The organism is Enterobacter cloacae complex sp. IR5384, from assembly GCF_049237265.1.
GTDB classification, from domain to species: domain Bacteria; phylum Pseudomonadota; class Gammaproteobacteria; order Enterobacterales; family Enterobacteriaceae; genus Enterobacter; species Enterobacter cloacae.
Window position 1 is genome coordinate 1 of record NZ_JBMKHJ010000063.1, and the last position, 9,448, is coordinate 9,448.

Consider the following 9,448-nt stretch of genomic DNA (forward strand, 5'->3'; position numbering starts at 1 on the left):
ATAGTCGAGATTGGTGCAGATCACTTCTGATATTGAACTGTCAGGAGCTGGCTGCACAACAGCCATTACGCCCAATCAACTGGTGCAGTCGTCTTCTGAAAATGACAGGACAGGCGCAATGTCAGATTCTGTCGCGGCCTTGGCGCGTGCCTGGAAGCGTTCATAGCAATCCAGCCCGCAGAAATGTTCGACGTATTCCGCGCCTTCCGGGGTGAAGGCGGCATCGAGCGGAATTTCTTTGCAGCATACGCAGCAGGTGGTGCAACTGGCAGTGTTCGGGGCGTTTGCGTTCATGGTGGTACTCCTCCAGATTGGTAGCGAAGCTCAAAGCTGCCCACTCTCGGCTGGCTGGGAAGCGGTCATGATCTTCCCTTGAAGGCCCGCAGCAGCCGCGTCACAGACAGGACAAACAAGCCGGTCAGCGTGAGGGCTGCAATACCCCAGTGCTCCCCGATGAACGCGCCGGCCGTCGTGCCGGCTAGCACAATGGCGAGAATCGGCAAATGGCAGGGACAGGTGAGCACGGCCAGCGCGCCCCACAAGTAGCCGGTGATCGGTTTGTGCGTCTCAGACGGCAAGTGCTCTGGGCTGTTCATGGCAGACTCTCCGCGTGCTGTGCCGGTTCGGTTGGCATGGCGGCCAGTTGCATTTCGAGGCTGGCCAGGGCCTCGCGCCGACGCTCGACGAGTTGCCGCAACACGGCAAGCTGCGCAGACGCACCGTCACCGTCCGCAGCATCCAGCGCCCGGCACAGCCGCGCCAGTGCGTCCAGGCCGATACCCGCTTCGAAGGCAGCCCGTACAAAGCGCAGCCGTTGCAACGCGGTGTCATCGAACAAGCCGTAGCCGCCCGTGGTGTACGCGACCGGCCGTAGCAATCCGCGCAGCAGGTAGTCGCGCACGATATGCACGCTCACCCCGGCATCAAGGGCCAGCCGGGACACTGTGTAGGCGCTCATTGAACACCTCCTTTTCCTCATCCGGCGCAGCACGAAAGCTGCTTCACGTCCTTGCTGAAGGTCTGCGCCGCGAGCTTCAGCCCTTCGACCATGGTCAGGTAGGGGAACAATTGGTCGGCCAGTTCCTGCACGGTCATACGGTTGCGAATGGCGAGCACCGCCGTCTGGATCAGTTCACCCGCTTCCGGGGCCACCGCTTGCACGCCGATGAGCCGTCCGCTACCTTCCTCGATGACCAGCTTGATGAAGCCGCGTGTGTCGAAGTTGGCAAGCGCACGCGGCACGTTATCCAGTGTTAGCAGGCGACTGTCGGTCTCGATCCCGTCGTGATGTGCTTCCGCCTCGCTGTAGCCCACGGTGGCGACCTGCGGGTCGGTGAACACCACGGCCGGCATTGCGGTCAGGTCCAGGGCCGCATCGCCGCCAGTCATGTTGATCGCCGCACGAGTGCCGGCCGCTGCCGCCACATAGACGAACTGCGGCTGGTCGGTGCAGTCGCCGGCCGCGTAGATGTTCGGGCTACTGGTGCGCATGCCCTTGTCGATGACGATGGCCCCCTGCGCATTGACGGCTACCCCCGCCGCTTCCAATGCCAGGCTGCGCGTGTTCGGTGTCCGGCCGGTGGCGACCAGCAGCTTGTCGGCGCGCAATTCACCGTGCGTGGTGGTCAGCACGAATTCACCGTCCATATGGGCGACCTGGCTGGCTTGCGTGTGCTCCAGCACCTCGATGCCCTCGGCACGGAAAGCGGCTGTCACCGCCTCGCCGATGGCCGGGTCTTCACGGAAGAACAAGGTATTGCGCGCCAGGGCCGTGACCTTGCTGCCCAGCCGGGCAAAGGCTTGCGCCAGCTCCAGCGCCACCACCGACGAGCCGATTACGGCAAGGCGTTCGGGAATGGTGTCGCTCGCCAGGGCCTCGGTGGAAGTCCAGTAGGGTGACTCTTTCAAGCCCGGAATCGGCGGGACCGCCGGGCTGGCACCCGTGGCGACCAGGCAGCGGTCGAACATCACGACGCGCTCGCCACCCTCGTTCAAACTAACGATAAGGCTCTGGTCGTCCTTGAAACGCGCTTCACCGTGCAGAACGGTGATGGCTGAATTGCCGTCCAGGATGCCTTCGTACTTGGCATGACGGAGTTCTTCGACACGGGCCTGCTGCTGGGCCAGCAGCCGCTCGCGCAAGATCGTCGGCGGTGTGGGTGGCATGCCGCCGTCGAATGGGCTTTCCCGGCGCAGATGGGCGATGTGGGCGGCGCGGATCATGATCTTGGACGGCACACAACCGACGTTGACGCAGGTGCCGCCGATGGTGCCGCGCTCAATCAGCGTGACCTGCGCGCCTTGCTCGACGGCCTTCAGTGCTGCCGCCATCGCGGCTCCACCGCTACCAATGACGACGACCTGCAACGGGCGTTCGTTGCCACTGGGCTTATCAGCGGCCCCTATCCAGCCGCGCATCTTGTCGAGCAGGCCGGCGCGGTTGTCCGTCGGTGGCGCATCGGCAAGCGTTGCCTCGTAGCCCAGTCCGGCCACGGCGGTAGTCAGCGCATCCGATGACGTGCCCGCCTCAATGGCGAGTTGCGCTGTGCCCTTCGGATAGGACACCAGCGCCGATTGCACGCCGGGCACTTTCTCCAAGGCTTCCTTGACGTGAGCCGCGCACGAGTCGCAGGTCATCCCGGTGATTTTCAGGGTGGTCATGTATTTTTCCTTTTCTGTGGTGGCTACGGCTGTTGCCGTCAGCCACGTTGTTCTGGCAATTCACAGCTGTCCGGCCCGCAGCGGCGATGTGCTGGCGAGATGAAATCCCAGACCGACACCCCAACCATCAAGGCCAGGCCGACATAGAGCAGTCCACCGCTCTGCCAGCCGTAAGCCCGCATTAAAAACACCGCTGCCAGCACCAAGATCGGGCCTATCGTGCCGAGCGCCGTGCGTCGCCACTGTCGATGATTGAGCCAAGCGATAGCATTGGCGAGTAACGCGATGCCGGCGAACATCGGCAGCAGGATGCCAATGAATAGCCCCTCGTACTGGCTCAAGAAGCCCAGTCCGATGGCCGCGCCAAAGCTGGCGATGGCAGGAAAACAGGCGGCGCAGCCCATCGCGGAAACGACGCTGCCGAGCGCGCCGGTTTTGCCAGCGATGCGCGTGATGAGTCCCATGTGTCGCTCCCGAGTTCGGTTAACGGATCAGCGTTTGAGGCTGGACGGATAGCCCGCGTCCTCGGTCGCCTTGGTCAACTTCTGGACGTTGGTCTTGGCATCGTCGAAGGTGACGACGGCCTGGCGCTTGTCGAAACTTACGTCGGTCTTGCTCACGCCCTCAACCTTGGAAAGCGCGTGCTTGACAGTGATCGGGCAAGAGGCGCAGGTCATGCCAGGCACGGACAGCGTGACGGTCTGGGTGGCGGCCCACACGGGGGCAACAACGGCAGCGAGGGCGAGGGCGGCAAACAGTTTTTTCATGATGAACTCCTGTGATTAATAGAAAAATGGCATGACGTAGGGAAATCCGAGCGAGACCAGGACCAGCGCGGCCACGATCCAGAAAATGAGCTTGTAAGTAGCTCGCACTTGGGGAATCGCGCAGACCTCACCCGGTTTGCAGGCTTGCGCCGGGCGGTAGATGCGCCGCCAGGCGAAAAACAGCGCGACCAGCGCTGCGCCGATGAAGATCGGGCGATAGGGTTCCAGCACCGTCAGGTTGCCGATCCATGCCCCGCTGAACCCCAAGGCGATCAAAACCAGCGGCCCCAGGCAGCAGGCCGACGCAAGAATGGCGGCCAGCCCACCGGCGAAGAGCGCGCCGCGCCCGTTTTGTGGTTCAGACTTTTGTGGTTCAGACATACGCTTGTCCTTTCAAATTTGGTTTGGATAGCTTAAGCTTACTTCCGTAGTTATGTACGGAGTCAAGCGATATGCAAATTAATTTTGAGAATCTGACCATTGGCGTTTTTGCCAAGGCGGCCGGGGTCAATGTGGAGACCATCCGGTTCTACCAGCGCAAGGGCCTGCTGCCGGAGCCAGACAAGCCCTATGGCAGCATTCGCCGCTATGGCGAGGCGGATGTAACACGAGTGCGGTTCGTGAAATCGGCCCAGCGGCTGGGCTTTAGCCTGGACGAAATCGCCGAGCTACTGCGGCTGGAGGATGGCACCCATTGCGAGGAAGCCAGCGGCCTGGCCGAGCACAAGCTCAAGGATGTGCGCGAGAAGATGGCCGACTTGGCACGCATGGAGGCCGTGCTGTCTGAACTGGTGTGCGCCTGCCATGCGCGGAAAGGGAACGTTTCCTGCCCGCTGATTGCGTCACTGCAAGACGGAACGAAGCTCGCTGCATCGGCGCGGGGGAGTCACGGGGTGACTACGCCTTAGCGTGCTTTATTTTCCGAATTCTGAGACGACCCCTGTGTGTTGAAAGACAAGATGAGAACCATGATGTGTACGTAGGTAAATTCATCCAGTTACATGTAGCCGCTAATAAGAGCCTTAAGATCGTCGAAATGGGCGATGTGAAACTGGTGGCCATAACCAGCTCGATTCCTACCACTTTTAATGGTGGGATAAAGAGATACAAAGGGGTTACGTATGTGTCACTTTCCCAAACAGCTCAAACCACTATCGACTTCCCGAAGCGTATCTACAAAGAGGGCCAGGAATGTACTTCTGTCACCAGTCCTGACCAAGGTCCTTTCGCCCGGGATGTTAGGTTGAATTGCTACGGGCGATGTGTTGTCACCGGCGTAAGGTCCCCCTGGCGTACTGAGGCCGCGCACTTAACGCCACGTCATGAAGAAGGCATTCCCGACGTAACGAACGGAATTTTACTTCGCCGTGATATCCATACACTGTTCGACAATGACCATTGCGCCATAAACCCTGACACTATGAAAATTTACTTCAGCCGGGAGGCCCGGGAGTTGGATGATGATCTCCTGAAATGGCATGGGAATGAGATAGAGACGACACGCATGCAGGTTCCGGTTAACATCGAAAACCTTCGGATACGATGGCAAAAATTTAAGGCTAAGGATCGTCAGCGTAAATAAAGCCATAAGCTGAACCACGGCGAGGATTAGTCTTGTTCACTAAATGACAGCGAGAGATTAAATGCAAACCCAAAAAGATATTACAGTTGGCCAGATCTGGGAAGAAGTGGATCCAAGACTGATCCGGAAAGTGCGAGTTGTTGAGGTGGCCTCGTTAGAAGGGCCCAAAGGCATCCTAATCGAAAACGTGGAGTCTGGTCGTAAGAACTGGGCGTCGTCATCCCGCTTTAATGGAAAGCGTGGAGGGTATCGTCTTATTTCCTGAAGGTTTTGCCAATATGGGAAACTGAAGAGGTTGAAACCATCCCGGTGAGGGAGCATATCTGGTAAAGAAGAGTCTTTAAAAAGGTTTTACGCGACCTGGGATAATAAACGGGAAAACGATACCCAAAAAAAGAATACAGCGATGATAACGATAAGGAATGGTAAGGGCTTCAATATTTTGAGAAATGACCTGGCTTCCTTTGCATCTGCATTTCTAATCAAACTGTCCACATAGGGATCACAGCTCTTAGGTTCTGAATTTTTCATATGTTCTGTACCTGAAATTGATTCCGTATGAGAAAAGGCCACCGAAGTGGCCTCTATCAAAACTGGTGGCAAAAGTTAGATCAGGAAATCATCAAGACTTTTACCGGCTGCAATTTGTTCTGCCAGAGCTTTGGGGGTACGGCCCTGTCCAGTCCACGTTTTTGTTTCGCCATTTTCATCAGTAAATGAGTATTTGGCCGGGCGTGGTTCACGGCTTTTCTTGGTAGCCGTAGATTTGGCCTGGAATGAGCCAAGCAGCTCTTCCGGGTTGATACCATCTTCTTCCATTAACTTACGCAGGGCGTCAAGTTTCTCCTGACGAGCTTGCAGTTCGGCAGCTTTGGATGATTCTTCCTGACGACGCTCATCAACAATGACATTAAGCTTTTCGAGGATTTCCTCAAGTACTTCTAAAGGCAGCTCGCGGCCCTGGGCGCGAAGAGTACGAATATTGTTTAACGATTTGAGTGCTTCAGACATACGACCTCACTTTCTAATTCTTTGATAAGGATTTACTTAATCATAATACACTCTATAAGGAAAAAGATGCCAGCTTTATGTCTTCAGGTACAAAGATATCTTGCTAAGAATACTCCTTATCTTCCTTGTGCAGACTGTTTCGTGCTTTCGATGTTGTTCATGAGTCTTAAAATCTGCTCACTGTTTAGGGTACTCATGCTGTAAATCATCAAGAAGGAAGCGCAGAACAACATAAGCAATCGGAAAAGGAAACCATGCCAGTGACAGGCCATATATGGCGGAGATAAACATAGGGTAATTTAACTCACTTACAAAATTCGCTTCATTGTATTGTTGAATCGAAATGGCAGAAGCAAAAATTATAATTAAAGTAAGAAAAATCCACTCTAGCCATCTCTTTTTATAACAAGCATAAGCGAAAGCTGTAGGGTAAAAAATAAAGCAAAAAATTCCAGCTGCAATTACGTTCATAAAAGTAACTTTCCTGATAGCGCAGTTATTTTTCGAATGCAGCATCATGAACAACTGCCATAACATTGATGATTGGCTTTCTTTTTCTGAAGAACCTTCCGCGCGGCAAAGTTTCTCCCGCTTTGAGACGATAAAGCCAGAAAACATAAGCCGGAGGAACATTGCTGTCAAAAATATCTGAACAAGTTTGAACTGTGATGCCTACTGTATTGTCTTTCCTCATCTCTTTAAAAGTGCCTTGCAATGCAGCGGATAACGTCATTTTTAAGAAACCTTTTTCTGTTTGAACGGATAGACTTGACTTAGCTGGCTTGACTGTAATGTTTGCCACTAAAGATCCCTCGTTCTGAGGATGCAGGCACTACAAAGTTACCGTCAGGTCTAATCATACGAGTTTGGATGAAATTTTTGCCGGATTTGGTTTTTTCAACCTGGTGCTCGATCTTCCATTCTTCTTTGACGGGACCGGATGACAAATGAACTAGAACCGGTACTTTTTTACGTGTTCTATCCAGAACAATACAATTTGATTTATCCGTATCAACGCTTCCCTGAAGAGTATTCAAAGAGCAATTATCATATCCCTCAACCGGAACTGCATTACCTTGGATATCAATTTTGAATCCTCCAGCTATTACAATTTCGGGTGCATTATCATTTAAAGTCTCGTCATAGGCAGCATCAACTACATCGCAAGCAGTAAGAGTAAGTGACGATGCCACAGCAAGACACAATAAAGAAAATCTGTTTTTGAGCATATTTGAGACCTTTTATAAAAATAAAATAACAGGAGAATTGTATCATTAACAGTCTAGTTCTAACGACTACCACTTTTAAGTATGTATTGAGCCAGTTTTATATTCAGGCACACCATATTGCACTCTAGCTCTTTCATCATCCTAGAAGAACTCTTAATTAAGTATTCTTCAAGTGGGCCAGCATATGCCCCTGATGTCACGATCGTTAGTTGCGTAAGAGGATGAGTCAAACTCTCAATGCCCTTCAGGATGTCATTCTGGACAGCAGAAATATAAACAGGCGAAGCCGCAATCAAATATTCATCATTCGGACTGGACTGCATTAACTGGCTTATAGTTGCGCAACGGTTATGCTTTCCTAGTGATTTTGTGATGGCTTTCCACCAGAGATCATGCCTGAATGGTACTTGATGAAATGTCGCCTCGTAAGAGGGCACCCGATCTCGACTATTTAAAAACCCCATCCCGGCAGAGATTATCCACAACTCCAGATTTCTGGTTGAGTTTAAAATTTCCTTTGCCGTAGACCAGTGATTACCTGAATACAAGGACAATGCCGGTACCGCCTGATTACTTCTGGCGTCGTCTACAATGTTACTCCAGGCATATGCTGCGTCGTCCGGGGTTTGTTTTGGATCTATGTCCAATGTCGGCCAGACGTGGCCCTGATGATTCTTGCCCTTTGTACAGGAAGTGATTAAGTGTACTGAGCGTTCAGAGAACATTATCTTCCTTACATACCCATAGAACAGCTTTCTAAGAACGGTGGGCTCGCCTGAAAATTACAAATCAGCCCCTTTCACGGCATCATTTTGATTCTTCGCGTCTGCCCCCAGTAAGATGACCGGTTTTCTGCATGACAGTGTTATTCCTAACAAACGCAACACAAAACCACGCCAGCCAGAGCAAATTTTTTCATTTGCTGCGTAAAGCCTATTGTTTTCTCTTTTAAGCTTCGCCCACTCGTTACAGAGGGTAACATCATCAAGCGCTGTTATATGCTTCGCCTCACCTTCGACGATAACGGTATGGATACCGTATGCTGTAAATCTCATACTATTTTCCAGAACCCAGTTGCGGTATTCGTTGAGTCCACCTTCGGAACCGGTAGCTCTGCGCCACATTTCAATTTGCTTGTGTGATGGGTCAAGTGTACTTGTCATTGAAGCCTCGTCTCAGCGATAACGCTTGAAATAGCCCGCTTTGGTCAAAATGAAATTAGCCATCTGACTGGCGATTTGATTGTATCTTACTCATAGTGCCCAACCTATAGGTTAAAAAGGGGCATTTTCGCTTTATAGCGTGTTCAACATCATCAATCATCCCAAGAAAGGCTGGCTTATTAAGCCGGTCCATCATTTTCTGTATATCTCTCATCAATTTTTATATCCGGCCTGAAGTGCACCGTTCAAGCACACCGATCAGGCAGTTAGTCACTAGTTAACTCTTTACTAGAGACTAAATTCCATTGATTTACGTGACAACGTCACGTCATTAAGGTTTGCAAATGCCTAATTTTCATACTATGGGATTTAATTAGGAGTAAATCCCACAGGTTTACATAAAGCTGACATTTAAAAGTGTTAAAAATCAATCAGATAGAAAGAAAAAGCTCTCCGGAAGAACTCTTCTCATTATTTCGCCGCCCGGGGTTATTGCTGACAGATCTGAAAGTGCTAATATGTTAGTCATTAGTAATTAGTAAAGCCTTTACTAAACGCGTTTCTACGTAAATTCTATTGGTTTTAGAGGGTCCTACTGTCCGAAGACAATAAAGTTGTACACAAAGCACTAAAGTTGTAACCATTCTCAAAAAACGACGCTAATGTTGTATGCTTACTGAATGTGTGGTTATAGGGTTGGAGACTATAAAATGCACATATAGGTACGTATCAATGTCGTTTTTTGGGTACGATCATGGGTAGGGGTAGGCGTCTCAAATCCTATTTGGATTATGAAAATGCGCTAGGTGACGGCATAGGAGTGGGCTATGGCCAAAGTTATCAGCCCTGGCTTAGAGCTCAGGACGTTAAATCCCGTGGAAACCGTTCGATAGTCTTTGGCCTTAAGACGTTTCGAAACCATCATCATGGGGTTTGAGGGCCAATGATGTAAAAAACCACGCTAAGGAGATAATTCATTGTTTAAATTGAGATTTAACGGCCTCAATTCCCCCTTCATAATATCCTCCGGTAGTG

At 51.7% G+C, this 9,448-nt stretch carries 15 protein-coding genes and 1 pseudogene; 3 read left to right on the forward strand and 13 right to left on the reverse strand.

The features are described 5' to 3' along the window. Positions 1 to 75 precede the first annotated feature (75 nt). From ACOTX3_RS25195 to merT, 7 genes are all read right to left on the reverse strand, one after another. The gene (locus ACOTX3_RS25195) at positions 76 to 294 is read right to left on the reverse strand and encodes a DUF3330 domain-containing protein (protein WP_021242992.1); all 219 of its coding nucleotides are present in this window, start codon (positions 292 to 294) and stop codon (positions 76 to 78) included. A gap of 65 nt (positions 295 to 359) precedes the next feature. Further along, positions 360 to 596 carry a broad-spectrum mercury transporter MerE gene (merE, locus tag ACOTX3_RS25200; RefSeq protein ID WP_001087807.1) on the reverse strand — a complete coding sequence of 79 codons (237 nt, stop codon included), beginning with the start codon at positions 594 to 596 and terminating at the stop codon, positions 360 to 362. Then, a complete protein-coding gene (merD, locus tag ACOTX3_RS25205; protein ID WP_001277466.1) occupies positions 593 to 958 on the reverse strand; it encodes a mercury resistance co-regulator MerD in 366 nt (121 codons plus the stop codon). Before merD ends, merE begins: the two co-directional genes overlap by 4 nt. Positions 959 to 975: 17 nt before the next feature. Next, complete coding sequence (gene merA / locus ACOTX3_RS25210; protein ID WP_000209296.1) at positions 976 to 2,661, reverse strand: mercury(II) reductase; 1,686 nt, start codon at positions 2,659 to 2,661, stop codon at positions 976 to 978. Between the two features lie 38 nt (positions 2,662 to 2,699). Then, positions 2,700 to 3,125, reverse strand: coding sequence for an organomercurial transporter MerC (merC, locus tag ACOTX3_RS25215; protein WP_000522996.1), 426 nt, complete (start codon positions 3,123 to 3,125; stop codon positions 2,700 to 2,702). A 27-nt stretch (positions 3,126 to 3,152) separates the two neighbouring features. Next, on the reverse strand, positions 3,153 to 3,428 hold the full coding sequence (merP, locus tag ACOTX3_RS25220; protein ID WP_000732275.1) for a mercury resistance system periplasmic binding protein MerP: 276 nt from the start codon (positions 3,426 to 3,428) through the stop codon (positions 3,153 to 3,155). A 15-nt stretch (positions 3,429 to 3,443) separates the two neighbouring features. Beyond that, positions 3,444 to 3,809 carry a mercuric ion transporter MerT gene (merT, locus tag ACOTX3_RS25225; RefSeq protein ID WP_001294656.1) on the reverse strand — a complete coding sequence of 122 codons (366 nt, stop codon included), beginning with the start codon at positions 3,807 to 3,809 and terminating at the stop codon, positions 3,444 to 3,446. Between the two features lie 71 nt (positions 3,810 to 3,880). Here merT and merR point away from each other — a divergent pair, with 71 nt between their 5' ends. Together merR and ACOTX3_RS25235 are read left to right on the forward strand one after the other, a co-directional pair. Further along, complete coding sequence (merR, locus tag ACOTX3_RS25230) at positions 3,881 to 4,336, forward strand: Hg(II)-responsive transcriptional regulator (RefSeq protein ID WP_001166628.1); 456 nt, start codon at positions 3,881 to 3,883, stop codon at positions 4,334 to 4,336. Positions 4,337 to 4,401: 65 nt separating this feature from the next. Continuing rightward, the gene (locus tag ACOTX3_RS25235; RefSeq protein WP_000289256.1) at positions 4,402 to 5,010 is read left to right on the forward strand and encodes an HNH endonuclease signature motif containing protein; all 609 of its coding nucleotides are present in this window, start codon (positions 4,402 to 4,404) and stop codon (positions 5,008 to 5,010) included. Between the two features lie 606 nt (positions 5,011 to 5,616). Here ACOTX3_RS25235 and ACOTX3_RS25240 read toward each other — a convergent pair. The 6 genes from ACOTX3_RS25240 to ACOTX3_RS25265 all read right to left on the reverse strand — a co-directional run bounded on the left by ACOTX3_RS25240 (position 5,617) and on the right by ACOTX3_RS25265 (position 8,413). After that, the gene (locus ACOTX3_RS25240) at positions 5,617 to 6,021 is read right to left on the reverse strand and encodes an H-NS family nucleoid-associated regulatory protein (RefSeq protein ID WP_001287391.1); all 405 of its coding nucleotides are present in this window, start codon (positions 6,019 to 6,021) and stop codon (positions 5,617 to 5,619) included. A 177-nt stretch (positions 6,022 to 6,198) separates the two neighbouring features. Next, the gene (locus tag ACOTX3_RS25245; protein ID WP_001100635.1) at positions 6,199 to 6,492 is read right to left on the reverse strand and encodes a hypothetical protein; all 294 of its coding nucleotides are present in this window, start codon (positions 6,490 to 6,492) and stop codon (positions 6,199 to 6,201) included. Positions 6,493 to 6,517: 25 nt separating this feature from the next. Continuing rightward, a complete protein-coding gene (locus ACOTX3_RS25250; protein ID WP_223152485.1) occupies positions 6,518 to 6,823 on the reverse strand; it encodes a hypothetical protein in 306 nt (101 codons plus the stop codon). Next, the gene (locus ACOTX3_RS25255; RefSeq protein ID WP_000916941.1) at positions 6,795 to 7,250 is read right to left on the reverse strand and encodes a hypothetical protein; all 456 of its coding nucleotides are present in this window, start codon (positions 7,248 to 7,250) and stop codon (positions 6,795 to 6,797) included. Before ACOTX3_RS25255 ends, ACOTX3_RS25250 begins: the two co-directional genes overlap by 29 nt. A gap of 59 nt (positions 7,251 to 7,309) precedes the next feature. Continuing rightward, the gene (locus ACOTX3_RS25260; RefSeq protein WP_001447900.1) at positions 7,310 to 7,975 is read right to left on the reverse strand and encodes a hypothetical protein; all 666 of its coding nucleotides are present in this window, start codon (positions 7,973 to 7,975) and stop codon (positions 7,310 to 7,312) included. A 57-nt stretch (positions 7,976 to 8,032) separates the two neighbouring features. Further along, positions 8,033 to 8,413 carry a hypothetical protein gene (locus tag ACOTX3_RS25265; RefSeq protein WP_001371925.1) on the reverse strand — a complete coding sequence of 127 codons (381 nt, stop codon included), beginning with the start codon at positions 8,411 to 8,413 and terminating at the stop codon, positions 8,033 to 8,035. Between the two features lie 754 nt (positions 8,414 to 9,167). Here ACOTX3_RS25265 and ACOTX3_RS25270 point away from each other — a divergent pair. Continuing rightward, a pseudogene (locus tag ACOTX3_RS25270) lies at positions 9,168 to 9,338 on the forward strand (transposase); the annotation flags it as partial. Between the last annotated feature and the right edge of the window lie 110 nt (positions 9,339 to 9,448).

Excerpts from the sequence above, each read along its gene's own strand:
- ACOTX3_RS25195 (WP_021242992.1), bottom strand. The coding sequence starts at position 294 with ATGAACGCAAACGCCCCGAACACTGCCAGTTGCACCACCTGCTGCGTA.
- merE (WP_001087807.1), bottom strand. The coding sequence starts at position 596 with ATGAACAGCCCAGAGCACTTGCCGTCTGAGACGCACAAACCGATCACC.
- merD (WP_001277466.1), bottom strand. The coding sequence starts at position 958 with ATGAGCGCCTACACAGTGTCCCGGCTGGCCCTTGATGCCGGGGTGAGC.
- merA (WP_000209296.1), bottom strand. The coding sequence starts at position 2,661 with ATGACCACCCTGAAAATCACCGGGATGACCTGCGACTCGTGCGCGGCT.
- merC (WP_000522996.1), bottom strand. The coding sequence starts at position 3,125 with ATGGGACTCATCACGCGCATCGCTGGCAAAACCGGCGCGCTCGGCAGC.
- merP (WP_000732275.1), bottom strand. The coding sequence starts at position 3,428 with ATGAAAAAACTGTTTGCCGCCCTCGCCCTCGCTGCCGTTGTTGCCCCC.
- merT (WP_001294656.1), bottom strand. The coding sequence starts at position 3,809 with ATGTCTGAACCACAAAAGTCTGAACCACAAAACGGGCGCGGCGCGCTC.
- merR (WP_001166628.1), top strand. The coding sequence starts at position 3,881 with ATGCAAATTAATTTTGAGAATCTGACCATTGGCGTTTTTGCCAAGGCG.
- ACOTX3_RS25240 (WP_001287391.1), bottom strand. The coding sequence starts at position 6,021 with ATGTCTGAAGCACTCAAATCGTTAAACAATATTCGTACTCTTCGCGCC.
- ACOTX3_RS25245 (WP_001100635.1), bottom strand. The coding sequence starts at position 6,492 with ATGAACGTAATTGCAGCTGGAATTTTTTGCTTTATTTTTTACCCTACA.
- ACOTX3_RS25255 (WP_000916941.1), bottom strand. The coding sequence starts at position 7,250 with ATGCTCAAAAACAGATTTTCTTTATTGTGTCTTGCTGTGGCATCGTCA.
- ACOTX3_RS25260 (WP_001447900.1), bottom strand. The coding sequence starts at position 7,975 with ATGTTCTCTGAACGCTCAGTACACTTAATCACTTCCTGTACAAAGGGC.
- ACOTX3_RS25265 (WP_001371925.1), bottom strand. The coding sequence starts at position 8,413 with ATGACAAGTACACTTGACCCATCACACAAGCAAATTGAAATGTGGCGC.